At 65.8% G+C, this 26,423-nt stretch carries 24 protein-coding genes and 1 tRNA gene; 9 read left to right on the top strand and 16 right to left on the bottom strand.

What is annotated here, in order from left to right; genetic code table 11:
• Positions 1-116: 116 nt before the first annotated feature.
• The 7 genes from hcaE (at position 117) to E1N52_RS16305 (ending at position 5,735) form a co-directional block, all read left to right on the top strand.
• Complete coding sequence (gene hcaE, locus E1N52_RS16335) at positions 117-1,472, top strand: 3-phenylpropionate/cinnamic acid dioxygenase subunit alpha (RefSeq protein WP_133183791.1); 1,356 nt, start codon at positions 117-119, stop codon at positions 1,470-1,472.
• Complete coding sequence (gene hcaF, locus E1N52_RS16330; RefSeq protein WP_133183790.1) at positions 1,469-2,017, top strand: 3-phenylpropionate/cinnamic acid dioxygenase subunit beta; 549 nt, start codon at positions 1,469-1,471, stop codon at positions 2,015-2,017. Before hcaE ends, hcaF begins: the two co-directional genes overlap by 4 nt.
• 2 nt (positions 2,018-2,019) lie before the next feature.
• A complete protein-coding gene (gene hcaC, locus E1N52_RS16325; RefSeq protein ID WP_133183789.1) occupies positions 2,020-2,340 on the top strand; it encodes a 3-phenylpropionate/cinnamic acid dioxygenase ferredoxin subunit in 321 nt (106 codons plus the stop codon).
• Positions 2,340-3,155 carry a 3-phenylpropionate-dihydrodiol/cinnamic acid-dihydrodiol dehydrogenase gene (hcaB, locus tag E1N52_RS16320; protein ID WP_133183788.1) on the top strand — a complete coding sequence of 272 codons (816 nt, stop codon included), beginning with the start codon at positions 2,340-2,342 and terminating at the stop codon, positions 3,153-3,155. Before hcaC ends, hcaB begins: the two co-directional genes overlap by 1 nt.
• A gap of 13 nt (positions 3,156-3,168) precedes the next feature.
• Entirely contained in the window at positions 3,169-4,395 is a 1,227-nt protein-coding gene (gene hcaD, locus E1N52_RS16315; RefSeq protein ID WP_205965620.1) for a 3-phenylpropionate/cinnamic acid dioxygenase ferredoxin--NAD(+) reductase subunit, read from the top strand.
• A gap of 87 nt (positions 4,396-4,482) precedes the next feature.
• A tRNA-Val gene (locus E1N52_RS16310) sits at positions 4,483-4,559 on the top strand.
• 213 nt (positions 4,560-4,772) lie between these two features.
• Entirely contained in the window at positions 4,773-5,735 is a 963-nt protein-coding gene (locus E1N52_RS16305) for a TauD/TfdA dioxygenase family protein (RefSeq protein WP_133183787.1), read from the top strand.
• 28 nt (positions 5,736-5,763) lie between these two features.
• Here E1N52_RS16305 and E1N52_RS16300 read toward each other — a convergent pair whose 3' ends face one another.
• Both E1N52_RS16300 and E1N52_RS16295 read right to left on the bottom strand, forming a co-directional pair.
• Positions 5,764-7,011 carry a D-amino acid dehydrogenase gene (locus E1N52_RS16300; RefSeq protein ID WP_133183786.1) on the bottom strand — a complete coding sequence of 416 codons (1,248 nt, stop codon included), beginning with the start codon at positions 7,009-7,011 and terminating at the stop codon, positions 5,764-5,766.
• A gap of 166 nt (positions 7,012-7,177) precedes the next feature.
• Positions 7,178-8,809, bottom strand: coding sequence for a methyl-accepting chemotaxis protein (locus E1N52_RS16295; RefSeq protein WP_133183785.1), 1,632 nt, complete (start codon positions 8,807-8,809; stop codon positions 7,178-7,180).
• Positions 8,810-9,139: 330 nt separating this feature from the next.
• On the opposite strand from E1N52_RS16295, the gene E1N52_RS16290 reads away from it, so the two are divergent.
• On the top strand, positions 9,140-10,363 hold the full coding sequence (locus E1N52_RS16290) for a YeeE/YedE family protein (protein WP_133183784.1): 1,224 nt from the start codon (positions 9,140-9,142) through the stop codon (positions 10,361-10,363).
• 108 nt (positions 10,364-10,471) lie between these two features.
• Here the strand turns inward: E1N52_RS16290 and E1N52_RS16285 are convergent, their stop codons facing one another.
• The 7 genes from E1N52_RS16285 to E1N52_RS16255 form a co-directional block, all read right to left on the bottom strand.
• Positions 10,472-11,059: a BPSL1445 family SYLF domain-containing lipoprotein gene (locus tag E1N52_RS16285; protein ID WP_133183783.1), complete on the bottom strand. Its 588-nt coding sequence runs from the start codon at positions 11,057-11,059 to the stop codon at positions 10,472-10,474.
• A gap of 197 nt (positions 11,060-11,256) precedes the next feature.
• Positions 11,257-12,201 (bottom strand): DUF2950 domain-containing protein, encoded by a 945-nt coding sequence (locus tag E1N52_RS16280; RefSeq protein WP_133183782.1) that lies wholly within the window; start codon positions 12,199-12,201, stop codon positions 11,257-11,259.
• A 26-nt stretch (positions 12,202-12,227) separates the two neighbouring features.
• On the bottom strand, positions 12,228-13,598 hold the full coding sequence (locus tag E1N52_RS16275; protein ID WP_133183781.1) for a DUF3300 domain-containing protein: 1,371 nt from the start codon (positions 13,596-13,598) through the stop codon (positions 12,228-12,230).
• Positions 13,599-13,826: 228 nt separating this feature from the next.
• Positions 13,827-15,185: a TAXI family TRAP transporter solute-binding subunit gene (locus tag E1N52_RS16270; RefSeq protein ID WP_133183780.1), complete on the bottom strand. Its 1,359-nt coding sequence runs from the start codon at positions 15,183-15,185 to the stop codon at positions 13,827-13,829.
• 127 nt (positions 15,186-15,312) lie between these two features.
• A complete protein-coding gene (locus E1N52_RS16265; RefSeq protein ID WP_028207940.1) occupies positions 15,313-15,747 on the bottom strand; it encodes a MarR family winged helix-turn-helix transcriptional regulator in 435 nt (144 codons plus the stop codon).
• Positions 15,748-15,809: 62 nt separating this feature from the next.
• The gene (locus E1N52_RS16260) at positions 15,810-16,994 is read right to left on the bottom strand and encodes a thiolase family protein (RefSeq protein WP_133183779.1); all 1,185 of its coding nucleotides are present in this window, start codon (positions 16,992-16,994) and stop codon (positions 15,810-15,812) included.
• Positions 16,995-17,147: 153 nt separating this feature from the next.
• Positions 17,148-17,684 (bottom strand): carboxymuconolactone decarboxylase family protein, encoded by a 537-nt coding sequence (locus E1N52_RS16255; RefSeq protein ID WP_133183778.1) that lies wholly within the window; start codon positions 17,682-17,684, stop codon positions 17,148-17,150.
• A gap of 149 nt (positions 17,685-17,833) precedes the next feature.
• Between E1N52_RS16255 and E1N52_RS16250 the strand changes: the two genes are divergently transcribed.
• The gene (locus E1N52_RS16250; protein ID WP_133183777.1) at positions 17,834-18,769 is read left to right on the top strand and encodes an AraC family transcriptional regulator; all 936 of its coding nucleotides are present in this window, start codon (positions 17,834-17,836) and stop codon (positions 18,767-18,769) included.
• A 29-nt stretch (positions 18,770-18,798) separates the two neighbouring features.
• Here E1N52_RS16250 and E1N52_RS16245 read toward each other — a convergent pair whose 3' ends face one another.
• From E1N52_RS16245 to E1N52_RS16215, 7 genes are all read right to left on the bottom strand, one after another.
• A complete protein-coding gene (locus E1N52_RS16245) occupies positions 18,799-20,232 on the bottom strand; it encodes an efflux transporter outer membrane subunit (protein WP_133183920.1) in 1,434 nt (477 codons plus the stop codon).
• A 38-nt stretch (positions 20,233-20,270) separates the two neighbouring features.
• Entirely contained in the window at positions 20,271-21,806 is a 1,536-nt protein-coding gene (locus tag E1N52_RS16240) for a DHA2 family efflux MFS transporter permease subunit (RefSeq protein ID WP_133183919.1), read from the bottom strand.
• A gap of 64 nt (positions 21,807-21,870) precedes the next feature.
• On the bottom strand, positions 21,871-22,956 hold the full coding sequence (locus tag E1N52_RS16235) for an HlyD family secretion protein (RefSeq protein ID WP_133183776.1): 1,086 nt from the start codon (positions 22,954-22,956) through the stop codon (positions 21,871-21,873).
• 91 nt (positions 22,957-23,047) lie between these two features.
• Positions 23,048-23,473, bottom strand: a complete 426-nt coding sequence (locus E1N52_RS16230) for a MarR family winged helix-turn-helix transcriptional regulator (RefSeq protein ID WP_133183918.1) — start codon at positions 23,471-23,473, stop codon at positions 23,048-23,050.
• A 90-nt stretch (positions 23,474-23,563) separates the two neighbouring features.
• Positions 23,564-24,493: a LysR family transcriptional regulator gene (locus E1N52_RS16225; protein WP_133183775.1), complete on the bottom strand. Its 930-nt coding sequence runs from the start codon at positions 24,491-24,493 to the stop codon at positions 23,564-23,566.
• Positions 24,494-24,532: 39 nt separating this feature from the next.
• Positions 24,533-24,850, bottom strand: coding sequence for a helix-turn-helix transcriptional regulator (locus E1N52_RS16220; protein WP_133183774.1), 318 nt, complete (start codon positions 24,848-24,850; stop codon positions 24,533-24,535).
• 11 nt (positions 24,851-24,861) lie between these two features.
• The gene (locus E1N52_RS16215; RefSeq protein ID WP_133183773.1) at positions 24,862-26,334 is read right to left on the bottom strand and encodes an aminotransferase-like domain-containing protein; all 1,473 of its coding nucleotides are present in this window, start codon (positions 26,332-26,334) and stop codon (positions 24,862-24,864) included.
• Positions 26,335-26,423: the final 89 nt, after the last annotated feature.

The raw sequence follows: 26,423 nt of genomic DNA, 5'->3' as shown, positions 1-26,423 counted from the left end.
GATCGTTTTGAAGTCTTAGTGGCAACAAACAAAATATTTCACATCGGCAAAGCGAGCAACGATCATCCGTCTGCGTTCTCCGCCAAAAGGAGAATGCTGCCACGGAGGAGACTCGCATGTCCGCAATCATCGACATCGATGCACTCGTCGACGCGCAAAATGGCCGCGTCACGTCGTCGATCTATACCGACCCCGACATTTACGCGCTCGAACTCGAGCGCATTTTCGGCCGCTGTTGGCTCTTTCTCGCCCACGTTAGTCAAATACCGAAAGCCGGCGACTTTTTCAATACCTACATGGGCGAAGACCCCATCGTCGTGGTGCGCCAGAAGGACGGCTCGATCAAGGCCTTCCTCAATCAGTGCCGCCATCGCTCGATGCGCGTGAGCCACGCCGATTGCGGCAACACGCGCGCATTCACGTGCCCGTATCACGGCTGGTCGTACGGCGTGGACGGCGCGCTCATCGACGTGCCGCTCGAGTCGCGCGCCTATCCGCAGGGCCTGTGCAAGGAGAAATGGGGCTTGCAGGAAGTCACGCGCGTGGCCGTGTACAAGGGCCTCGTGTTCGGCAACTGGGACGCGAACGCGCCCGACCTCGAAACGTATATGGGCGACATCGCCTGGTATCTCGACGGCGTGCTCGACCGCCGCGAAGGCGGGACCGAGATCGTGGGCGGCGTGCACAAGTGGGTGATCGACTGCAACTGGAAATTCCCGGCGGAGCAGTTCGCGAGCGATCAGTATCACGCGCTCTTCACGCACGCGTCCGCCATCGAAGTGCTCGGCGCGAAGGAAGGCGCAGCGGACAAGGCGCTGGGCGCGGGTCAAACCGCGCGCCCCGTGTGGGAGACCGCGAAAGACGCCCTGCAGTACGGCCAGGCGGGCCATGGCAGCGGCTTCTTCTTCACCGAGCAGCCCGACGCGAACGTGTGGGTGGACGGCGAAGTCTCGCAGTATTTCCGCGACACCTATGCCGAAGCCGAAGCGCGCCTGGGCAAGGTACGCGCGATGCGTCTCGCGGGCCACAACAACATGTTCCCGACGCTTTCCTGGCTCAACGGCACGGCCACGCTGCGCGTCTGGCACCCGCGCGGGCCGAATCAGGTGGAAGTGTGGGCGTTCTGTATCGCCGACAAGGCAGCGTCCGATGAAGTCAAAGCCGCCTTCGAGCGCAGCGCGACGCGCGCCTTCGGGCCCGCAGGCTTTCTCGAACAGGACGACTCGGAAAACTGGGCCGAAGTGCAGAAGGTGCTGCGCGGCAGCCGCGCGCGCAAAACGAAGCTGTGCCTAGAAATGGGCCTGGGCAACGAGCGCGTGCGCGAAGACGGCATACCTGGCATGACGAACTACATTTTCTCGGAGACAGCTGCGCGCGGCATGTACCGGCGCTGGGCAGACCTGCTGATTTCCGAAACGTGGGACGAAGTAAACGAGCGTACCGCGCGCTATGAAGCGGAGGTACTCAAATGAGCGAAGTCGCCGAACCGGTTTTCACGCCCACGCGCGTGGGTCTCGAACTGCATCACGAAATCGAGCAATTCCTCTTTGACGAGGCGGCGCTGCTTGACGGCTGGCGCTTTCGCGCGTGGCTCGACCTTATGTCGAAGGACATTCGCTACACCATGCGCACGACCGTCAACGCGCAAACGCGCGACCGTCGGCGCGGCGTGCAGCCGCCCACCACGTGGATCTTCAACGACACGCATTTCCAGCTCGAACGCCGCGTGGCGCGCCTCGAAACCGGCATGGCGTGGGCGGAAGAACCGCCTTCGCGCACGCGCCATCTCGTGACGAACCTGCGAGCGTTCACCACCGAAACGCCCGGCGAATACGAGGTGCAGGTGAACTACGCGCTCTACCGCTCGCAGAAGGAACGCGACGAGACGTTCTACGTGGGCCGCCGCCTCGACCGCGTGCGCCGCGTGGAGGGCGCGCAGGGCTGGCAGGTGTGCAACCGTGAGATCACGCTGGACCAGGCGGTGCTCACTTCCCATAACCTGAGTGTGCTTTTCTGATCATGGCCCGTATTTTTGTCTGCCAGGACGACGCGTTGTCCGATGGCGAAGCGATCAAGGTGGACGGCCCGTCCGCCGCGATCGCCGTATTCAAGGTGAACGGCGAACTCTTCGCGCTGAACGACCGCTGCTCGCACGGCAATGCTTCGATGTCCGAAGGCTATATCGAAGACGACGGCACCGTCGAATGTCCGCTGCATGCCGCTCGTTTCTGTCTGAAGACCGGCACGGCCCTGTGCCAGCCCGCGACCGAAGCGCTCAAGACGTTCCCTGTCACACTCGTTGACGGCGCGGTTTTCGTCGACGTTCCGGAGGCCGCGTAATGGGCTGGCTCGATAACGAAGTTGCGCTGATCACGGGCGGCGGCTCGGGACTCGGCCTCGCACTCGTCGAACGCTTTCTCGAAGAAGGCGCGCGCGTGGCGGTGCTCGAACGTTCGGCGGAGAAAGTCGCAGCGCTGCAAGTGCGCTTCGGTGCGCAAAACGTCGTCGCCGTGCAGGGCGACGTGACCTCGTACGCCGACAACGAGCGCGCCGTGAGCGCCGCCGTCGAGGCGTTCGGCAAGCTCGACACCTTCATCGGCAACGCAGCGATCTGGGATCACGCTTCGAGCCTCGTCGATCTCTCGCCTGCACAACTCGAAAGCGGTTATGACGAGCTTTTCTCGATCAACGTGAAGGGCTATCTGCTCGGCGCGAAAGCGGCTGCGCGCGCGCTCATCGCGAGCGAAGGCAGCATGATCTTCACGCTCTCGAATTCTTCGTTCTATCCGGGCGGCGGCGGTCCCTTGTACACGGCGAGCAAGCATGCGGCCGTGGGCATCATCCGCCAGCTCGCCTATGAACTCGCGCCCAAGGTGCGTGTGAACGGCGTCGGCCCTTGCGGCATGGCGAGCGATTTGCGCGGCCCCGCTTCGCTCGGCCAGCAGGACTTGCGCATTATGGATTCGCGTTCGCCCGAAGCGATTGCGGGCATCCTGCCGCTGCAGTTCTTCCCGCAGCCTGCGGATTTCACAGGGCCCTACGTGATGCTCGCTTCGCGCGCGAACAACCGCGTGCTGAGCGGCGTGATGATCAATGCGGACGCCGGCCTCGGCATTCGCGGCATCCGTCACGCGGCGGGCGGCCTGCATCTGTAACGGGAAACGGATCATGAACGCCTCGACTATCGTCATCGTCGGTGCGGGCCAGGCGGGCGCGCTCGCCGCCGCCGAATTGCGCCAGCAAGGCTATGCGGGCCGCGTCGTATTGATCGGCGAGGAAGCCCACGCGCCTTATGAACGGCCGCCGCTTTCGAAGGACGTGCTGCTGCAACCGCAAACCGCGCGCTGCGCGATTCACGGCGAAGGCTACTACGCGGAGCAAAACATCGAGTTGAAGCTCGGCGTGGCCGTGACCGCGCTCGACGCGCAGGCGCGCATCGTCACGCTCGCGAACGGCGAATCGCTTGCCTTCGACGAACTGCTGCTCGCCACCGGCGCGCGCGTGCGGCGCTTGCCGATGCTCGACGCGCTGGGCGAGAACGTCTACACGCTGCGCACGCTGGAGGACGCGCAACGCCTTATTCCCGTGCTGCAAGCGGGCAAGCGCGTGCTGCTGGTGGGCGCGGGCGTGATCGGTCTCGAACTCGCCTCGAGCGCGGTCGATCTCGGCGCGGAAGTCACCGTGATCGAACAGGCGCCGCGTGCGATGGCACGTTGCGCTCCACCACTGCTCACCGAGCATCTGTGCGATGTGCATCGCGCGCGGGGTGTAACGCTGCATCTGGGCTCGCCGCTCGCGTCAGCCACTCGCGAGAACGGCGAACTCGTGCTGACGCTCGAAAACGGCACGCGCATTGCCGGCGACGCGGTGATCTACGGCATCGGCGTCGAACCCGAAACCACGCTCGCTCGCGCAGCAGATCTGCAAATCGATAACGGCATCGTGATCGACGCACAGTGCCGCACCTCGCACGCGCACCTCTACGCGGCCGGCGACGCCGCCAGCCAGTGGAATGCAGCAAGCGGCCGCCACCAGCGCCGCGAAACGTGGGAAAACGCGAATCGCCAGGCGCAGACAGCGGTGCGCGCGATGCTCGGCGTCGCAGAAGACGCGCACGAAACCGACTGGTTCTGGACCGATCAATGCGGGCTCAACATCCAGTTCGCGGGCGACATGGCTGCGCCTGAATGGCTCACACGCGGCTCGTTGGCAGCGCCGCCCTGCGTGCTGTTCGGCCTCGACGACGAAGGCGCGCTGGTTGGCGCGATCACCGTGAATCAGGGTCGCGACATGCGCAGCGCCAAAGCGCTGATCGGCAAGCGCGCGCGCATCGCCCGCGAAATGCTCGCCGATCCCGCGCAAAACCTGCGCAACCTGGCGCGCGAATTCGCATAGACGCACGCCCGAAAACACGGCGTTTCGCCCGATTCGAGAAAAGCGCTTGCAAGCGCGCGCGAGTGTCTCTATAATTCGCGCCTCGACAGGCTCGTAGCTCAGTTGGTTAGAGCACCACCTTGACATGGTGGGGGTCGTTGGTTCGAATCCAATCGAGCCTACCAACGAACATGCAGTAAAGAAGCTGTACCTTGCAGCATCTTGTGAATGACGCATTCCCTCGCGGGTCTGCGTCATTTTCTTTTGGTGCATGCTAATCACACACGCAGCTATCCATAGCGCGCCACCGCGCGCATAGCTTCGCAGAAATCGTCAGTTCTTCTCGCGGCGCAAGCCTGCTTGAATGGGCGTTCCACGTCCAGCCGAGGAGACTTTCGATGTCCGACGTTCAAACGCAGCGCCCCGCCGTTTCCGATCCGTCTGCGCATCTGCATGCCGGCACCAGGCAACACGCCGATATCGCGCTCGACCTCCATCAAGTCGCGGGCCGCATTGGGGCGCGCATCGACGGTGTGCGTCTTCACGCCGATCTCGACAGCGCCACGTTCGACGCGATCAACGCCGCCCTGCTGCGTCACAAAGTGCTGTTCTTCCGTGGCCAGCAGCATCTCGACGATACTGCGCAGGAAGCCTTCGCGCGGCGCTTCGGCGAGACGGTCGCGCACCCTACGGTGCCCTCGGTGGAAGGCGGCAGCCTGCTGGAACTCGATTCGCTGCACGGCGCGCGCGCCAACTCGTGGCATACCGACGTCACCTTCGTCGACGCCTACCCGAAAGTCTCGATCCTGCGCGCCGTGGTGATTCCGCCATTTGGCGGCGACACGGTGTGGGCCAATACGGCCGCCGCGTACGCGCAACTGCCCGAGCCGCTGCGCGCGCTCGCCGACACGCTCTGGGCGCTCCACACCAACGCCTACGACTACGCGTCCACGCACACGAACGCGGACAACGCGCAGCTCAAGCGCTACCGCGAAGTCTTCACGTCGAAGCTCTACGAAACCGAACATCCCGTGGTGCGCGTGCATCCGGAAACGGGCGAACGCACGCTCGTGCTCGGCCACTTCGTGCAGCGGCTCAAGGGTCTTTCGTCGTCCGATTCGGCGCATCTGCTGCAGGTGTTCCACGAGCACGTCACGCGGCTCGAAAACACGGTGCGCTGGAACTGGCAGGAAGGCGACGTCGCGATCTGGGACAACCGCGCCACGCAGCACTACGCGATCAACGACTACGGCGACGCGCGACGCGTCGTCCGGCGCGCGACCGTGCGCGGCGAAGTGCCGGTGAGCATCGACGGACGCACGAGCGTGGTCGTGCGCGAGGAAGGCGCGACGCTGCAGTAACGCCGCGCTGGCGAATCAACGAGCCGGATCAGCGACCCGGCGCGAAGGCGTCGCCGTCGATCGGCAACTCGCGCTCCGCCAGCAAGTCGGCGAGCAGTTGCGCGCTGCCGAGCGCAAGCGTGAAGCCGAGCGCGCCGTGCCCCGTGTTGAGCCACAGGTTGCGAAAGTGCGTGGCGCCAATCACAGGCTTGCTGTCCGGCGTTGCGGGACGCATGCCGGTCCACGTCTGCATGGCGTCGTAGTCGCCGGCGTTGGGGAAGGTTTCGCGCGCCTGGCGCGTGAGCAGCGCGATGCGGGCGTCGTCGGCGTGCGGGTTCATGCCCGTGAGATCGACCATGCCTGCGATGCGCAGCCGCTCGCCGAGCGGAGCGTAGACGACCTTGTGATGCGCATCCGTGACCGAGACGCGCGGCGCGCCTTGTGCGTTCGCGCTGGGGAGCGTGAGGCTGTAGCCCTTGAGCGGATACACGGGCACGTGCACGCCGAGCGCGGCGAGCATCGGCTGGCTCTGGAAACCCAGGCACACCACGAAAGCGTCGGCTTCGATGTCACCCTGCGAGGTCTGCGCGGCGAGCACTCGCAGCCCTTTCGTTCGCAGTCCGGAGAACTCGGTGGCAAGTTGCAGATTCACGCCGTCGCGCTGCGCCGCGCGTGCAAGGCCGCGCGTGAACTGATCGCAGTCGGCGGCCTCTTCGCCTGGCGTGTAAATGCCGCCCACGATCTCTGCGCCGATATGCGCAAGCGCAGGTTCGAGCGCGACGCACGCCGCGCCGTCGAGCGCGTGCTGCACGCAGCCGAGTTTCTCCTGGTATTGCGCCTGGCGGCGCGCACCCGCAAACCCTTCCTCGTCGCGATACACCACGAGCTTGCCGTTGCGCACGTAGTCGAATGACAGCGCTTCGCGCTCGACCACCTCGTGCATGAGCCGCTGGCTCAGAAAACCGAGGCCGAGCAGTTCGGCCGTGGTCGCGCGGCTGCGCGCGCGCGTGCAGGCACGCAGGAACGCGGCGCACCAGCGCCATTGGTGCGGATCGAGCCGCGGCACGAAACGCAGCGCGGCGTCGCGCGAGAAGAGCCATTGCGGCAGCTTGGGCAGCACGGAGGGGTCCGCGAGCGGCGCGACGTAGCTGTAACTGAGCTGGCCGCCATTGGCGTGGCTCGTCTCGCGCGCCACATCGGCATGGCGCTCGACGAGCGTGACTTCGTGTCCATCGCGGGCGAGCGCGTATGCCGTGCTCACGCCAATCACCCCACCGCCCAAAACACAAACTCGCATGATCCGTTGTTCTCTTTCGCTGACGGCCAAACCCTGACGGCCTATGCCGCCAGTCTCGCCGGGAACGATGGGGAACTCAATTGCGAATTGCGCGCGGGGTATAACCTCAGGTTAAAACGGCCGGAAGTTGTCCTTGCAACGGCAAGGACAACCCGCAACGGCTGGCTCAGGCCAGCGCCGGCGCGCTCCCGCGGGCGGCTCGCGCGTCCGCCGCAGCGGCTTGCGCCGGGCGCGCACCTGCCTGCGCCGCGCCGCCCAGATTGAACACGGCCACGGCCTCGCGCAGCAAATCGGCCTGCGATTCGAGCGACTGCGCGGCCGCCGCCGCTTCCTCCACGAGTGCCGCGTTACGCTGCGTGACCTCGTCGATCTGCGCAATCGCGCGGTTCACCTGCTCGATGCCGTCGCTCTGCTCGTGCGTCGCGGTTTCGATCTCGCTCATGATCCCGCTCACGCGCGCCACCGCACTGCGCGCCTCGTCCATGGTTCGGCGCGCGTCTTCCACGAGGCGCGCGCCCGCGCCGACGGTCGCCGCCGAGGCCGCGATCAGCTCCTTGATCTCCTTGGCCGCCGTGCCCGAGCGCTGCGCGAGGCTGCGCACCTCGCTCGCCACGACCGCGAAGCCGCGGCCCTGCTCGCCCGCGCGCGCCGCCTCCACCGCCGCGTTGAGCGCGAGGATGTTGGTCTGGAACGCAATGCCCTCGATGATGCCGGTGATCTCCTCCACCTTCTGCGACGAGGCCGTGATGTCGCTCATCGTCGCGTTCACGCGGGCCACCACGTCGGCGCCGCGCGTGACCGTTTCGAGCGCGGTCTGGGCGAGCCCGCTCGCCTCCTTCGCACCGTCCGTGTTCTGGCGCACCGCCGCCGAAAGCTCCTCGATGCTCGCCGCCGTTTCTTCGAGCGCCGCCGCCTGCTGCGCCGTGCGATCCGAGAGATCGACGTTGCCCGACGCGATCTGCTTCGCGCCCTGCGTGATTTCGTGCGTGCTGCCGCGCACGCGCGAGACGGTGCCCACGAGGCCGTCGCGCATGGTCTGCAGCGCGCCCAGCAGCTGACCCATTTCGTTCTTCGAGCGCACCCGCACGTCCACCGTGAGGTCGCCCGCGGCGATGCGCTCGAAATGACGAATCGCATGGTTCACCGGCTTGACCACGGCGGCGGCAAGCCCGACGCGCGCGAACACGCCGATCGCCACACCCACCACGCCGATCAGGCCGAACACGATGAGCGACAGGCGAAAGCGCTGCGCGGCGGTGTCGGCGTCCTGCTGCTGGCGCGCGGCCTGCCAGCTCTCGAGCGCTTCGATCGCCTTCGCGTAGGCGCCGTAGTAGCGGTCGGCGGTCTCGCCCTGGATCGTGCGGAAGGTGTTGAAATCGTTGTCGACGAGCGACTTGTACTCGGGCTCGAGCGCCTGCGAGACGAGCGCCTCGCGCGCGCTGCTCACGGCCTGGGCGAGGCGCGCCTCGTCGGGGTCCTCGAACGGACCGGCGCTGTAGCGCGCGAATTCCTTGTTCGAATCCACGAGCACCTGGTGCGCCTTGTCGAGCAAGCCGTCCGTGGCCTTGCCGACGCTGAAGAGCGTCTCGTAGCCGCCGAGCGCGAGGCGTACCTGGAGCAGGCGTTCCGAGCTGGTCTTGAGGGCGTCGAGCGACTGCGCGCCGCGCTGGGCGTCGCGCAGGCTGTCATTGGTGATCTTGAGCGCGCCATACGACACGCCGATCACCGTCAGCAGAAACGCGACGAAGATACCGATGACGAGCGTTAGCCCGCCGCGAATGGTGATGTTTCCCAGCATGAGGTCTCCGTTGCGTTTTTTATCTTGTAGCCAGTGCGAATCCGCGCGGCCCGACGCGCCTTCGCACCTCGTCTCGCGTAACGGCAGACGGGGCGCGGCGCTGCATAGGGGAAATCCATGATGAGCGCAGGGCTTCGCGGGGTTTGGCACGCTGCGTCCCAATGTCTGGGAAAACCCCGTCCGGACGGGCTTTACGGCGCTTTCTCGCGGCTCGCTGCGGGTCGCGAAAAGCGGGCCTGGGGGCTCGGTCGGTCCAGATTGCGATTCGTGCTATCGTTTTGCTTTCGCCGATTGTTTTTCCTGGCAGCTTTTCCAGACTGCCCCGCTCCCATGTCCGATCTCTCCACGCCGCTTGCGCGCGCGCCGCGCCGACTCGACTCCATCAATCCCAAGCCGCTAGGCATCGCGCTGTTGCTCGTCGCGCTCGGCGCGGTGTATCTCGCGCAGACCGTGAGCGGGCGTCAGGCGGCGCTCTATGTCGTCGGCGCGCTGCTCGGCATGACGCTCTATCACGCGGCGTTCGGCTTCACCTCCGCGTGGCGCGTATTCATCGCCGACGGGCGCGGCGCCGGCCTGCGCGCGCAGATGGTCATGCTCGCTATCGGCGTGCTGCTTTTCTTCCCCGCGCTCGCGGCAGGAACGCTCTTCGGCCATCCGGTCACGGGCCTCGTTTCGCCCGCGGGCACGTCGGTCATCGTCGGCGCGTTCATGTTCGGTGTCGGCATGCAACTGGGCGGCGGCTGCGCCTCGGGCACGCTCTATACCGTGGGTGGCGGCAGCACGCGCATGGTCGTGACGCTCATCGCCTTTATCGTGGGCTCCGTCGTCGCCACGGCGCACATGCCGTTCTGGACGTCGATGCCGCAATTGAAGCCGTTCTCGTTCGTGAACGCGCTCGGCGCCGCGCCGGCCATCGCGCTGAACCTCGTCGTGTTCGCGCTCATTGCCGCGCTCACCGTGGTCGTCGAAAAGCGCCGCCACGGCCGCCTCGTCAACGAGCCGCGCGCGCCGCACACCTCACCGTGGCTGCATGGCCCGTGGCCGCTGCTCGCCGGCGCGGTCGCGCTCGCGATCCTCAATTTCGCGACGCTCGCGCTCTCGGGCCGCCCCTGGGGCGTGACCTCGGCATTCGCGCTGTGGGGCGCGAAGGGCTTCGCAACGCTCGGCATCGACGTGGCGAGCTGGAAGTACTGGATGGCCGGCCCGAACGCCGCCGCGCTCGCCGCCCCGGCAAGCCACGACGTCACCACGGTCATGGACATCGGCATCGTGCTCGGCGCCATGGCGGCGGCCTCGCTCGCGGGCCGCTACGCGCCGGTGTGGCGCATTCCGCTGCGCTCGCTCGTGGCGGCCGTGATCGGCGGGCTGCTGCTCGGCTATGGCGCGCGCCTCGCTTACGGCTGCAATATCGGCGCGTATTTCAGCGGCATCGTCTCGGGCAGCCTGCACGGATGGCTGTGGCTCGTGTGCGCGTTTGCGGGCAATGTGCTCGGCACGAAGCTGCGCCCGTGGTTCGGCCTCGAAGTCGAGCGTGTGAAGAACACGGGCTGCTGAGGCCGTACGCGACGGCGCCAGTTCGGGCCGCGCAGAAATGACGAAGGGCAAGGCTTGATCGCCTTGCCCTTTTTACATGATCCGGCGCTTTTTACCGGAGCGCGCCTATCAGATGTTCAGACGCGTGACCTTGGTGCCCGCCAGCGAGACGTCGGCCATCAGGCCCGCGTTGGTCAGCACGAAGGCTTCCACCGGGTGCGTGGCCGTGTTGGTGTCGACGACGCCATTCGCGCCCACGGTCACGAGCGCGACCGAGGCGTCGGCGCCCGCTGCCCAGCCATCCGTCGCGCGGAATTTGTCGAGCGCATCCTGCGTCATGAAGGCGAAGATGAGCGCCTTCGACTGAGCGCCGGCCTGCAGGCCGAACGAGCCCGACGCCGTGCTGTAGTAGCCGACCGTCGCGCCGCCCACGCGCAACGCGCCCTCGCCATACTGCGCGCCGACGATGAAGCCGGCCTGCAGCACTTCGGGGAACACCAGCACGCCGCGCGACTTCGCGAGCAGTTCGTGCGAGCCTTTGACGGTCGAATACAGCCGCGAGAGCGTGCCGTCCACGGACGCGTCGATCGACTGCCGCTTGGACATGTTCTGCGACGCCGTGGAATTCGAATTCGTCGTGGTGGTGCAGCCCGCGAGCGTGAGACCGCCCGAGGCAAGGGTCACCGCCGCCGTTAGCATGAAGTTGCGTCGTTGCATTTGGTTATCTCCACACGAATGAGAGTGCGGGGAAGATTGAGCAATCCGTATGCCCGACTCCTCCGCTTCCGTTGGCCAAAGCCCGCATCGGGCGACAGCCACATCGCCGTGGCTTGATTGTGCCCGAATTCCGTGTGAGGCGTCCGTTAGAGAACAACGTCGGAAATCATGCCATCCGACGGACGGCGGATCGCCGATCAGGGTGTGGTGGCCTGCCAGGACGAGTCGGGATCGAATGCCTTGATCGCTTCTGCCGTATGCGCGCTGTTCGGCCCGAGGTTCTTCTGATAAAGCTGGCCGTCCTGGTTGATGATGAAGCTCATCACACCTGTCTTGCCGTACTGCGCCGGCCAGGCCACGAGCGCAAAACCGCCGCTCAGATTCCCGTTCTCGAGATAGCTGCGCGCACCGCCGCTGGCGTGCGGTCCCTGCGCGGTGAGAATGCGGAAGTGATAGCCGTGATACCCCTCGGTCGGCGTGATCTTCGCGTTACCCGGCATGGTCGAGGCGAGCGGTCCGAGCGGACTTTCGGTCTCACCCGGCTCGACCGGCCAGTACAAACCGTCGTGCGTGCCCGGTGTGCTCACGAGGCGCTGCGCATAGTGCTGCGTGAGCTTGCGATAGTCGTTCTGCGCGTCGACGTAGGCGAGCGAGGAGAGCATGGCAGCCCGCTCGTTGCGGCCGATCCGGCGCGTGAGAATTTCGCTTGCGCCTTCACGCGGGTCGAAATGCCAGCCTTTGCCCGACTGCACGATAGGGATGGGCAGCGTCCAGCCACTGTCGCCCACCTCGACATGAGCGCTCGCCTTGCCGGCAACCGGCGTGGCGTCGGGTACGACGCGATGGCCCTTCGCCCAGGCGCCAAGGAAGTCGTCGATATCGTCCTGACCGATGTTTTGCGTTGGGATGAAGGCGGTGAAGTCGTTGCCGAGCACGTGCTTCATGGCGCCCTGGTCGTTGGTGGCGAGTGCATCGGTGAACGCGTTCGCGGCCGCTTCGGGCGTGGCGAAGACGGCTTGCGCGTAGACGGCGGCGCCGCCGAACTGGGCGGGCAGCAGCGCGGGCGCGCCAAAGAGCGCGAGTGCCGTACCAAGTGCGAGCGCGTAGTCGTGCGGCAGGCGGCGTGCGGAAATGCGGATCATTTTTAGACTCCTCATGATGTTCAACGTTATCGACGGCCGATGTGACGTCCGCCACCTCCGCCGCCACCGCCGAACCCGCCACCACCACCACCACCGCCGTTGAAGCCGCCATGGCTCTGGAACGCTTCGCGGCTTTGCTGGCCGCGTTGTTGTTCGAGCCGCGCATTGGCGCCGTCGCCTGCGCCGCGTAACGCGTTGTCGCGATTCATGCTCTGCGCCCGGTTGTTGAGATCGTTCGCACGGTTCGCGTTTTGCGCGCCGTTCTGCCCGCGATTGTTCAACTCGTTGCCACGGTTGGCGTTTTGCGCGCCATTCTGGGCGCGATTGTTCAGTTCGTTGCCGCGATTGGCGTTCGCCGCGTTGCCGCCGTTTGCGTTCGGCCGGCCGCCTTGCTCGATGCCCTGGTATCTCTGTTGCGCACTGCCGCTCATGTTCTGGCCAGTGCGGTTCTGCAAGGTCTGCATGGCCTGCGTGCGGGACTGATCATAGCCGCGGTACTGGCCGCGCTGTCCGTTGAGATTCGCGTTGTTGATGTTCTGCTGCCGACGCTGGACGTTGGCGTTGCTATTCCAGTTCTGCGTGGCGTTGGTCGTGTTGATGCGGTTATTGACGTTGATGTTGTTGTAGCGATTGACGTTGACGTTGACATTGTTGGTGCCCCAGTTGACCCCGCCCCACAGCGAGTTCGCGACCGCCACGCCCGCACCGAACGCAAGCCCGCCCACAAAGGCGGTGGCCATGGCATAGCCCGGAGGCGGCGGCATGTACACAGGCGGGTAGGCCGGATACGGCCACGCGCCATAGACCACCGTCGGGTTATACGTCGGCACGTAGACCACTTGCGGATTGGCCGGCTCGATCACGATGGTTTGCGTGGTCGACGTACTCGAGGCCGGCTGCACCACGACCTTCTGCTGCTCATTGGACTTGAGGTTGCCCGCCTTCTGCGCCTGCGCGCGCAGGCGCTGCACGGAATCCATCACGTCGTTGGGCTGCGCGAGAAAAGCATCGCCGATTTGCTGAACCCACTCTGGCTTCGAAGCCATGGTGGCGAGCGCCTGCGGAAACGCCACGAGCGACTGCACGCTCGGGTCCCAAGGCTGGGAGGCCACGGCCTTCACCGCATCGTCGCCCTTGAGGTTAGGGTTGGACTTCGACCACGCGGCGGCGGCGGACACGTCTTGCGGGAACGTGGAGGCCATGAGGACCTGCGCGAGCAACGCGTCGGGATAGAGCGCGATGGGCGCGGTGAGCGAATCGAGCTGCTGGCTCGATAGATGCGCCGCGTTCTGCGCAAGCGCGGCAGTGGGCCCGAGTGGACCCACGAAAAGCGGCGCGCCCGCGAGTGTGGCACACACGAGCCAGGCAAGACGCTGGTTTGCACCGGATGTTTTCACGTTATGGTCCTCCCGGTTACGAACAATGGTTCTGAAATGCGCAGGGATCGAACATTCGCAAACCTCAAGCGATCCTCACAATCTCGAAGCCGCTACGGCATGGCCACAAAAAAATAAAGGGATGAGACTCGCAGTGTCAACCGAAGACGTGCTGCAGCACTGCGATTAAGCGACTTGCATCAACGAGATCAAAAACTACGTTGAGCGTAACAATATCGTGAATACGGATTAGACCGCGCTGGAGTGTGACTGCGACTCGTTTGCACCCAAATGCATACGCACGAAACCCACGTGTTCGCGCAACACGTAAAACGCATCGGCGAACGCGAGCGGCATGCGCAGCGTATTGAGCGAGCGCTCGATCTCGTCGAGTTCTTCGAGCAACGCACGTCGCTGTTCTTCGTTCGTATGCATGCGCGCGTCGCGCTCGATGGCGATGAGCGCACCGTAGTAGCGATAAATGCGCGAGCGTACGCGCCAGCGGTACAGCGCCGGTATCGTGCGCAACGCGGGAATCACGAGCACGGCCAACGGCAGCAGCAGCACGAGCAGACGGTCCGTCACGCTCGCGAGCCAGAACGGCAGCGCGCGATAGAGAAAGCTCTTGCCCGACTTGTAGTAGCGCGTGGCGTCCTCGCTCACGCGAAAGTCGTGCACCGCCGGGCTCGGAAACTGGCCCTCGCGCTGCAGGAGTCCGGGCGCGCCGTTCACCTCGCCCGCCGCTTCGATGAGCAGGTCGGAGAGCGCGGGATGCAGCGTATCGCGCGCGACGAGTTCGACGGTCGGGCCGATCAGGTGCACCGTCTCGCGTGGCTGCCGCCTGCGCAGATCGAGCACGCCGGGCGGCAGGTCGACGTTCTCCAGATACGGAAAGAGCCGCGTATAGGCGGCCGCTTCGTCGAAGCTCATGACGGAGATGCCGGGGATGTCGAGCAAACGCAGCATGAGCGCCCGCGTGGTCGAGTCGCCGCTCAGCATCGCGGCCTCCACGCGGCCGGAGACGAGCGCCGTGGCCGCATCCATGCCGTCGAGCGGCAGGAACGTGGAGTCTCCGCCGGGATCGATGCCGTTCGCTGAGAGCAGCTTGAGCGCCAGCTCGCGCGTGCCGCTGCCCACGCGGCCAATGGCGATGCGCTTGCCGTCGAGTTCGGACAGCCGCGTGAGGCCCGAACCGTAATAGAAAACGACGATGGGCAAATAGGCCACGCTGCCGAGCGACATGAGCGAGCGTGTATCGATGCCGTCGGCGACGCCGCCCTGCACGAACGCGAGGTCCACGTGCTGCTTCGGATCGAGCAGGCGCTGCAGGTTCTGCACCGAGCCGTCCGATTCGAGGATCTTGAGCGTCACGCCATTGCGCGCGAGGATCGCGCGGTAGGCTTGCGCCATTTGCATGAAGGAACTGTCGGTGGGGCCCGCGCTGATCGTGATCGTGCGCGGCGGCGCCGGATCGACGAGCCAGAAGACAACACCGATCACCACCGCGCAGAACAGGGCCACGGGCAGCGTAGTCAACGCGATATCGCGCCAGGCTGGATGCGCGTGGTCACGCAGGAAATTGGGCGGCGGCGGTCGATATCGTCTCATGAGAACCCGGCGGCAATGCGTCAGACTCCTGGAATTCTCATGATGCCATTTTCGCGCCAGATCTGATCTCTGGCGTGACCGCCTTGCCTCAGGGGCTTACGAAACGCGTGCTTGCGTAAGTGTAGTGTCAGCCCGCCGCAGCCTTCGTCAGTGCAAATAGTTCGCTGCGGAGCGCCTTTGCGCGGTCGCGCTTCATGTGCTGCTCGAACTCGGCCTGTGCGTCGAGCCAAAGCGCATGGGCCTTGTCGTAGCGCCGCAAGCCCGCAGCCGACAGCCGGTAGACGAGCGTGCGCGTGTCGTGTTCGGCCGCCGCCGTGAGCACGAGGCCGTCACGTTGCAACGGCTTCAGCGCCCGCACGAGCGTCGTGCGATCCATCACGAGGTCGTCGGACAGTTCGGCGGCCGTGGCGTCGGGCCGTCCCGCGAGGCGAGAGAGGATGGTGAACTGCGCGGCCGTCACGTCGGCCTGCGAGAGGTGGCGCTCGTAAAGCTGCGTGACGAAACGCGCGGCCTGCCGCAGCGCAAAACAGTTGCATTCCTCGCGTGTGATCCGCTTCGTCATCGTGTTCCCCACCTGTGTCCCAGTCCGTATCTCAGCCCCACGCGCCTCGCGTGGCCCGGCCATCATACTTTCTCGAGCGCGAGCGCGATACCCTGGCCTCCGCCGATGCAAAGCGTCACGACGCCGCGACGCAACCCGTCGCGCTGCATCGACCACGCGAGGCGCGTGGTGAGAATCGCGCCCGTCGCGCCGATGGGGTGGCCATGCGCAATCGCGCCGCCTTCCACGTTCACGATGTCCTCGGGAATGCCAAGCTGCTTCATGACCGCGAGCGGCACCGCCGCGAATGCCTCGTTGATCTCGAAGCGCTCGACGTCACCCAGCGACCAGCCGGCGCGCCCCAACGCGAGTTGCACGGCGGGCACGGGGCCAAGGCCGAACATACCCGGCTCCACCGCCGCGACGCCCCACGCCACGAGCCTGACCATGGGCGCGAGGCCTTCGGATTCGGCAAAGCCGCGCTCGGCCACGAGCATGGCGCTCGCCGCGCTGTTCAGGCCGGGCGCGTTGCCCGCCGTGATCGTGCCGTCCGGGCGAAACGCGGGACGCAGTTTCGCGAGCCCTTCGAGCGTCGTGTCGGGGCGCGGCGCTTCGTCGGTATCGATGCGCTCCATGCCCTTCTTGCCCTTGATCTCCACCGCGACGATTTCTTCCTTGAAGCGCCCCGCGGCCTGTGCGGCAGCAAAGCGTTGCTGCGAACGCGCGGCCCAGTTGTCCTGTTCAGCACGCGTGAGCCCGGCCCGCGTCACGAGGTCTTCCGTATGCCAGCCCGAATGCTGGCCCGAAAACGCATCGACGAGACCGTCGCGCAGCATGCTGTCGTGAATCTCGGCGTTGCCCATGCGATAGCCCCACCGCCCGCCGTCCAGCAGATACGGCGCGCGGTCCATGTTCTCCATGCCGCCCGCGAGCGCGACGTCGGCAAGACCCAGCATCACTTCCTGCGCGGCGCTCGCAACGGCCTGCGCGCCGGAGCCGCACACGCGGTTCACCGTGAGCGCAGGCACCTGAACCGGCACGCCGCCGCCAAGCTCGGCCTGGCGCGCGGGATTCATCTTGTTGCCCGCCTGGATCACGTTGCCGAGCACCACGGAGCCGAGCCGCGCCGGGTTGAGATTTGCGCGCGCGAGCGTTTCGCGCACCGCCGCTGCGCCTAGCTCCGTGGCCGGAACGCCCTTGAACGCACCGTTGAATCCGCCAATTGCCGTACGCACCGGCTGGCACAAAACGATCTCGCGTGTACTCATGGTCAACTCTCCTTTGATGTGCACTGTTCCATGTACATTCTATGTATGCATATGCACACTTTCAAACGTTTTTGTGGAACAAGCGCTCGCGTGCGCTGGCACGATTGATGTCGTGTCCAGCGCACGCGGGGTGGTAAAACCGTTGCCGCTACGTTACGGTGCGGCCGGGAAATCCAGAGTCGTATCGTTGATGCGGTTCACGAGGTTCGTGAACGTAATCGACGTCACGGCGAGCGCGATTTCCACGATCTGGCGCTCGGTATAACCGGCTTCGCGAATCGCGCTCACTTCCGCTTCGGGCACCGTGCCGTGCGTCTTCACCAGCAGGCGGACGAAGTGCACGAGCGCGTCGCGCTTCGCGTCGCCGGTCGCTTCTCCTGCGCGGACCGCCTTCATCGTTTCCGGCGCGAGCCCGGCGAACTTGCCCGCCAGCGTGTGCGCCGCGAGACAGTAATCACAACCCGCCACTTCGCTCACCGCGAGCTTGATCGCTTCGATATCGGGCTTCGACAGCGTGCCGGCGGAGATCACGGCCTCCATGTTGAGCAGCGCGCCCAGCGCTTCGGGGCTATGCGTGCCGATGGTGGCGTAGGCGTTGGGCACCTTGCCCACGGCCTTGCGGATCTTTGCAAAGATTTCAGCGGCGGCGCCGGTGGCGGCTTCAGGCTTGATGGCGGAAAGACGGGACATGTTTTGCTCCTTTAACGTTGCATGGTCGCGAGCGGGTGTCTGTGTCGCGCTGCCATCGTCGATGGCATGGCTGCAGTGTAGTCGCGCACCATCGCGCTTTTAATGCCAGAATGGCGCGACTTCATGCTCAATCGTCTCACTCGCCCACCATGGATCTGCTGAGCCGCCTTCTCGCGCTGATGCCCGTTGCCGGCCGCCTCGACGTGCGCTGCCATTTCGGCGCGCCCTGGCGCATCGAGGACCCCGCTGCGAAGGAACGCGAGATCCGCTATCACGTGCTGATTGCGGGGCGCGCCATCGTCGAGGATGCGAACGGCGCGCCCGTCGCGCTCCATGCGGGCGACATCGTGCTGTTTCCTTCGGGCAGCGCGCACGTGCTGCACGACGGCAGCGGCGCGGCGCCCGCCGCGGTTGCCAAGCGGTTGGAAAACGGCGTGAGCATCGAAACCAATGTGGGCGACGGCGCCATTGCCGACGTCCTGTGCGGCCGCTTCCTGCTGCCCGCCGTGCCGCAGCGCCTGCTGCGCGAGAATCTGCCTGCGCGCCTCGTCGTGCATAGCGCGCGGGACGGCACGCAAGCCCCCGAACGTCTCGTGCGCCTGATCGCGCTGTTGCGCGACGAAGCGTATGAGGCGGCGCCGGGCAGCGAGTCGCTCGTGAACCATCTGTCGGGCGCGCTGTTCGGGCTCACGCTGCGCTACGCGAGCGCCGGCGACGCTCCGCCGCGCGGCCTGCTCGCGCTCGCGCAGCGCCCACGCCTGCAACCCGCCATCGACGCCATGTTCGAAGCGCCCAGCAAGTCCTGGACGCTGCCCGAGCTTGCCGAGCTTTGCCACATGTCGCGCGCGACGTTCGCGCGGCACTTCGACGAGGCCATCGGCCGCTCGGCCGCCGACGTGCTCACCGACATTCGTATGACGCTCGCAGGCCGCATGCTCGCGCAAAGCAACGACAGCGTGGCCGAGATCGGCGAATTCGTCGGCTACCAGTCGGACGCCGCGTTCCAGCGCGGCTTCAAGCGCCACGTGGGCATGACGCCCGCGCAGTGGCGCTCGCTGGCTCGCGAGACGGCTTCGGGCGCTTGAGCCTGGGATCATCGTTTCGAGCCTGCCGTTCAGCCGCCGTGCGCGGGCGTTTCCTGCGCGAGCACCACGTCGCCGCTCTGGCTCCATCCGCCGCCCAGCGACCGGTAGAGCGCCACCGCCGCTTGCGCGCGCTCGCGCTGCGCATCGTTGAGCAGGTCCTGATCGGCGAGCAAGGTTTGCTGCGCGCTCAGCACGTCGAGAAAGTCCGTGGCGCCGCCCTTGTAGAGCTGGTTGGCCAGCTTGAGCGATTGCGCCGACGAAGCCAGCGCATCGTTCAACTGTTGCGTCTGGCTCGCCGTGCTCACGAGATCGCTGCGGCTATCCTCCACTTCGCGCAAAGCCTGCAGCATGGTCTCCTGCAGATTCAATTGCGACTCGCGCATGCGGCTCTCGCTCTGGTCGATGTCGGCTGTGATGCGCCCCGCGTTGAAGATCGGGCTCGTCGCGCCGATCGCCGCGCTAAAGAGGTTATCCGTGAGCGTGGGCATGCCGAGGTAGGACGCCGCGAGAATGCCGTCCGTGAGATTGAGCGTGAACTTCGGATAGCGCTCGGCGCGCGCCACGCCCACTTCCGCCGCGCGTTGCTGCACGGTGGCGTAGGCGGCCTGCACATCGGGTCGGCGCAGCAGCGCTTCGGAAGGCAGCATCTGCGGCACGCTCGCGGGCACGCCAGGAATGGGCGCCGTTTGCGCGAGTGCGAGCTGCGCAACGGACTCCGGCGTGCGACCCGTGTACACCGCGATCAGGTTCAACTGATGATCAATGCTCGCCTGCGCACGCGGAATGCGTGCTTGCAGTTCGCTTAGCTGCGTTTGTGCGCGCGCCACGTCCAGTTGCGTGGAAAGGCCATATTTCAGGCGGTCTTGCGTAAGCAGCAAGGTGTGTTTGCGAATCTCCAGGTTGTCCTGCAGGATCTTCAATTCCGCCTGCGCATAGCGCAGATCGACATAGGCCGAGGCCGTATTCGCCGCCAGCGCGAGCCGCACCGCATCGAGCGCATGTTTCTGGCCCACGAGGTTCGCTTGCGCCGCGAGCAGGTCGAGCCGTTCGCCGCCGAACACGTCGGGCGACCAGCTCAACGCGAGGCCCGCGCCTGCCTGCTTCACATAGCCGAGCGGCGGTGGCGTGTTCTGCCGCGTATAAGCGCCATGCGCGGTGAAGTCGAGTTGCGGCAGCAGCGCCGCGTGCTTTTGCGTCGTGATCGATTGCGCCTGCTTCACGCGCTCGGCGGCGGCCTGCAAGTCGAGGTTGCCTTCGAACACCGAAGCGAGCAGCGTATCGAGCGTCGGGTCGCCGAACTGCGCCCACCAGGCGCGCGCTTCGATGGCGTCCTGCGGCGCGTCGATACGCCATGCCACAGGCGCCGTTTCGTGTACCGTTGCGGGCAGGTCGGGATGCTGCGCGGGCTGCACCGCGCATGCGGCGAGCACGGCGGCGGAAAGCAGCGAGAGTACGAGACGCATGGGAGTCGATGAGCGTTCAGGAGTTTTCATGGGTCACCTCAATGGGCGTCGGGCGGCGGGCCACCCAGTGAAATCGGCTTTGAGAACGCCACGCTCGCAATGGCGACCAGGAAGCAAAGCGAGAGCACGAAGAACGTATCGGAGAACGTCATCACGAGCGCCTCGCGCAGAACCAGTGCGTGCAGTTGCGCGAGCCCCGCTTCGGCGGCGTCTAGTGCGTTGCCCGCCACGGACGACCAGTACGCGGTACGGCCCGCCAGCAGCAACTGCACCTGCGGCGCGCCGGCGGTCACGCTCTCGTTCAGGCGCAGATAGTGGAAGTTGAGCCGGTCGTTGAGCATCGTCGCACTCACGGCGATGCCGATCGCGCCGCCCAGATTGCGCATGAGGTTGAAGAGACCGCTTGCCGACTTGAGCCGCGAAGGCGGCAGCGAGCCGAGCGACATCGTGACGATGGGCGGGATGGCGAACTGCTGGCCAATGCCGCGCAGCGCCTGCGGCACGAGGAACTGCTGCCAGCCCCAGTCGTGCGTGAGCGGCACATACAGGTAGCAGCCAAACCCGAAGCAGACCAGTCCGAACAGCATCAGCGCGCGCATGCTGAAATAGCGCGTGGCGTAGGCGTAGACGCCAAGCGCGAGCAACTGGAACACACCCACCGAAAGCAGCGACAAGCCGATTTGCAGCGAACTGTAGCCGCGCACTTCCGCGAGAAAGAGCGGCGTGAGATAAACGGCCACGAAAATGCCGATGCCCGTGACAAACGAAAGCAGACTGCCAATGCCGAAGTTGCGTACGAGCAGCGCGCGCAGATCGACGATCGGATCCTTCGCCGTGAGCGCGTGAACGATGAAGAGAAAGCCGCAGATCGCCGAGATCCACGTACAGGCAACGATCACGTCGTCGCCGAACCAGTTCTTGCGCGGGCCTTCTTCGAGCACGTATTCGAGGCAGCCGAGGAAGCCGCACATGAGCACGATGCCGAGATAGTCGCCACGTTTGAGCAGCGAAAGATCGGGCTTGTCGATGTTCACGTACCTGGGCACCAGCGCAGCCACCGCAATACCCGGCACGAGGTTCAGATAGAAGAGCCAATGCCACGACCATTGATCGGTGATCCAGCCGCCGATCACGGGCCCGAGCGTGGGCGCGAGCGAGGCGAGCGCGCCGATCGTCGTGGAGGCAACGAGACGCTGCTTGCCGGGAAAGAGCACAAAGGCCGTGGTGAACACGGTGGGGATCATCGCCGCGCCGAGTGCGCCTTGCAGGCCGCGAAACACGATCATCGAGTTGATGTCCCAGGCGAGGCCGCACAACATGCTCGTGATAGTGAAGCCCACCGCGGAGGCCACGAAGAGCCAGCGCGTGGAGAACACCTTCGAGAGCCAGCCCGACATGGGAATCACCATGATCTCGGCAATCAGATAAGCCGTTTGCACCCATGAAAGCTCATCCTGGCTCGCGGAAAGACCGCCGCCGATGTCGCGCAGCGACGAAGCGACGATCTGGATGTCGAGCGTGGCCATGAAGAAGCCGATGCACATCAGCGCGAACGCGAAGGCGCGTTGCGCCATCGGTTGAAGATGCGGGGCGAGTGTCGGGTCGACGTTTGTGGTGGCGTTCATCGCAGTGGCCTTTTCAATGCGCTTGCGTGAGGTGCACTTTCACGGTCGCCGAAAGACCAGGCCGCAGCGCGGCTTGCAGGTCCGCCGGCGCATTCGCGTCGATGCGGATGCGCACCGGCACGCGCTGCACGATCTTCGTGAAGTTGCCCGTGGCGTTCTCGGGCGGCAGCACGCTGAAGGTCGCACCGGTGGCGGGCGCGAGGCTCTCCACGGTGCCGTGCAGCGTGCCGCTGGCCGCGTCGAGCGTCACGTCGGCGCGGTCGCCCGCGTGCATCTTCTTCAACTGGTCTTCCTTGAAGTTCGCGTCCACCCACAGGCCCGTGGCGGGCACCACGGTCAGCAGCGGCGCGCCCACGTTGGCAAGCGTGCCCACCCGCGCCGTGCGATTGCCGATGTAACCATCCACGGGCGCGGTCAAGGTCGTGTACTCGACGTTCAGTTGCGCGAGGCGCTGGTTGGCCTCGGCCGTTGCGACACGCGCCTGAGCGTCGTTGATCTGTGCGGCCAGCACGTCGAGCTGACGCTGCGCCGCCAGCACCGCCGCGCCGCTTTGCGCAACCGACGCCTGCGCCTTCGCGTAGTCGGAATCCGCGCGCTCGACCAGCTGGTTCGAGACCGCGTCGTCCTTCACCAGCTCGCGGTAGCGCGTCTGGTCCTGGCCGCTGCGCGTGAGTTCGGCATTCGAGGCGCGCACTTCGGCCTGGTGCTGATTGATCACCGCTTCCTGCAACGTGCGCCGCGCCTGCAGCTCGTCGACAGCAGCACGCGCACTCGCAAGCTCCGCGTTGGCCTGGGCGAGCTTCGCGTCGTAGTCGCGCGAGTCGAGACGCAGCAACACCTGGCCCGCGTGCACGCGCTGGTTGTCCTGCACGGGAATCTCGGCGACGAAGCCGCTCACGCGCGGCGCCATCACGGTGACGTTGCCGCCCACATAGGCGTCGTCGGTGGTCTCGACGAAGCGCAGCACGAAGAACCAGTAGCCGGCGGCAGCCGCCAGCACGAGAGCGACCGCGCCTAGCGCGAGACGCATGCGCGAGATGCGCGTACGCTCTCTCACCTGCGCTGGCTCGACCACGACGGAAGTGGAAGGACTCGACATGACGTTTACCTGTGCATATACACTACTAAAGATGAAAAAAACGCCGCGATAGGAACAAGCGCGACGCAACCCGCAAATCCAACCGAAAACACTAAACCGCCCGTGTGATGCGAAACAGCTCGCGCCGCAGCCACGCGGCGCGTCGTGCGCCAAAACGGCGCTCGAATTCGTCCTGCGCCGCGCGCCAGTGGTCGTGCGCCGCTTCGAGGCGCGTGCGGCCCGCTTGCGTGAGCGCGAGGCGGCGGCGTCGTTCGCCGCGGTCCGGCGCGTCGGCCACGAGCGCGCCGCGCAACAGCGGCCGCAAGGCGCGCACGAGCGTGGTACGCTCCATCACCATCGAGCGCCCGAGTTCTGCCATCGTGAGGCTCGACGCACGACCCAGCGCTCCGAGAATGCTGAACTGCGTGGGCGTGAGTCCTGCCGCGCTCAAGTGCCGCTCGTAAAGCTGCGACAGATGCCGCGCGGCCTGGCGTACGGCAAAACAATCGTCGTGCTCGGGTGACTGGTAGATGTGCATATGCACAGAGTAGTTGGCAATCAGGCCCCGAACAAGCCTTACGCACGGCATCACATTATGGCCGCGGCGACAATAATCGCGGCCAAGCTTTCAATCAGCCTTCGCCTCCAGGGCCGCGTCGTGCGTCACATCGTCGAAAAACGCCGTGGCGTGGTCGATGAACGCGCGCACCTTCGCCGGCAGCAGCGTGCGCGTGGTGTAGGCGAGGCGAATCTCGATCTGCATATCGACGAGCGGGAAGTCGTCGAGCACCGTCACGAGCTTGCCCGCCTCGAGTTCCTCCCCCACGAGCCCGGTGGGGAGAATGCCAATGCCGAAGCCTTGCAGCACCATCGCGCGGTTGAACTCGGGGTTGTTCGAGGCGATTTCGTGGTGCAACGGCACAACGACTTCCTCGTCGCCCACGCGAAACGCGATCGAGGGCTTGCGCATGGAAGGCGGCATCGGCACGAACACGTGATCGGCGAGGTCGGCGGGATGCTTCGGCGTGCCACGCGCTGCGAGATACGCGGGCGTCGTGACGAGCGCGAGCGGAATTCGCTCGAGCAGGCGCGTGACGGTCGATTCGTTGTTGAGCATGAAGGGCAGCACGAGGCCGAGATCGTAGCCGTCCGCGATCAGGTCGACGGGGCGCTCGGTGAGGATCACGTCGAGCGTCACCTTGGGATGCGCGCGCTTGAAGCTGGCGATGAGCGGCACGAGGCGATTGACCGTGGCCGTGGTGTGCGCGACCAGGCGCAGCACGCCGCTCGCTTCACGCGTTTGCACGGTGGCGTCGGCCTCCAGCGCGTCGAGGTCGTCGAGTACGCGGCAGCAGCCTTCGTAGAAGCGCTCGGCTGCCTCGGTCAGCGACACCGCGCGCGTGCTGCGATGAAAGAGCCGGCTGCCAAGGCGCTTTTCGAGGCGCGCGATGGCGCGCGAGACGACGGGCGTGGTGAGGCTGTGCATGTCCGCGGCGCGCGTGAAGCTGCGCGCCTCGACGACGGAGCGGAAGATCCGCAGGCTGTCGATGTAGTCCATGGTCGTGAGGGGGATGGTGTTGGCGTAGCTTAAAGCGTTTCAGTCACCCTCGCCGAACACCTCCGCACAAAACGCCCGCCCCTCGTCCGACAAACTCGCCGTGCCGCTCCCGTCTTCGGCCTGCGTCGTCACCACGAGGCCACCGTCCACGAGCGCCGTCAATTGTCTGCGCAATCCGCTCATCGGCACGCCGGCCTGCTTCGAGAGTTTCGCGAGCGACCATGCCCGGCCCAGAGTCTCAGGCCGCTCGTGCTTCTCGCACTCCGCGCGCCACAATTGCTCGAGCACGGCGATCAGCACCGGATCGACGCCCAACTCGTCAGCGTCGGCGTCTTCGCGTTCTTTATCTGGGTTCATCGTCTGTCTCCTCATGCCATCTTCGCGGCCATTTCGCCTAGCGTCTTCAGCGCGGCTTCGGTCTGCGCGTTCCATGGGTAGCTGTAGTTCAGCCGGATGTAGTGGTGATACTCGTTGCGCATCGAGAACATGTAGCCGGGCCCGATGGTAATGCCCTGTGCGAGCGCCGCCTGATAAAGCCGCATCGAATCGACGCGCGGCGGCAGTTCCACCCACAGCACGTAGCCGCCTTGCGGCTCCGAGGTGCGCGTGCCGGCCGGAAAGAAGCGCTCGACCATCGCCCGCATGAGCCGCGCCTGTTGCCGGTAGAAGCGCCGCACGCGACGCAGGTGCCGGTCGTAGCCATCGTGGCGCAAGTAGTCGGCCAGCGCCACCTGGGGAACCGAGGGTGTCGTGAGCGTGTTGAGGAACTTGAGCTTCTCGACCTGCGCGCGGTAGCGCCCCGGCAGCGCCCAGCCGATGCGGTACGAGGCGGAAAGGCTCTTCGAAAACGAAGCGCAATGCAGCACGAGGCCGCGCGTGTCGAACTGCTTGAGCGTGGAAGGCCGCGTCTGCCCGAAGTACAGCTCCTGATAGACGTCGTTCTCGATCAAGGGCAAGTCGTGCGCCTCGGCAAGCGCGACGAGCCGCGCCTTATGCGTGTCGGGCATGCGAAACCCGAGCGGATTCTGGAAGTTCGGCATCACCATGCAGGCCGCGACCTTCTGGCGCGCCAGCACGCGCTCCAGCGCGTCGAGGTCGATGCCGGTATCCGCTTGCGTGCTCACTTCGATCGCGCGCATGCCCAGACGCTCGATGGCGTGCAGCATCGCATAGTAGGTCGGCGATTCGACGGCCACCGTGTCGCCCGGCTTGGCCACGGCTTGCAGGCTCAGGTTGATCGCCTCGGTCGCGCCCACGGTGATGACGATTTCCTCGGGATCGACGCTCACGCCGTTTTCGGCATAGCGCCGCGCGATCTGGCGGATCAGTTCGGGGTTGCCGGGCGGCAGGTCGTCGATTAGGTTCCAGCTCGCATGGCGGCGCGCAATGGCGTTGGCGTACTGGTTGATGCGCCGCCAAGGGAACAGCGCCGGGTCCGGGTACGGCGAGCCGAGCGGCACGGCGTCCTGCGCGCCGATGCTGCGCAGCGTGGAAAGCACTAGCCGGCTCACATCTACATTGGCGGGCACGGGTTGTCTTGGCGCGCTCGCGCGGCGCGGCTTGCCTGGGGACACCGCGTCCTTGCCCTGCGCGCCCAGTATGCCCGCCGTGCCGCGCCCTTGCGGCGCACCCACGCGCGCCCGCACGAAATACCCCGATTGCGGCCGCGACTCGATGACGCTGCGGCTTTCCAGCAGCGCATAGGCGCGCAGCACCGTCTTGATGCTCACGCCGTGCTGCTGGCTCGCGCGCCGCACGGAGAGAATGCGCTCGCCGGGGCCGAACACGCCGCGGCGCACAGCGGCTTCGATATCGTCGGCGAGTTGCTCGTAGCGGGTCACGTTCGGGTTCGGGTCAATCAGGCGAAAGGGTAAAGCCACGCGCGCGGGGCCGATGCCGGCAAGTCTATGACAAAACGCCGCAACTGTAT

Source organism: Paraburkholderia guartelaensis (genome assembly GCF_004353905.1).
Lineage (GTDB): Bacteria > Pseudomonadota > Gammaproteobacteria > Burkholderiales > Burkholderiaceae > Paraburkholderia > Paraburkholderia guartelaensis.
This window is presented reverse-complemented; position numbering and strand designations above follow the sequence as displayed.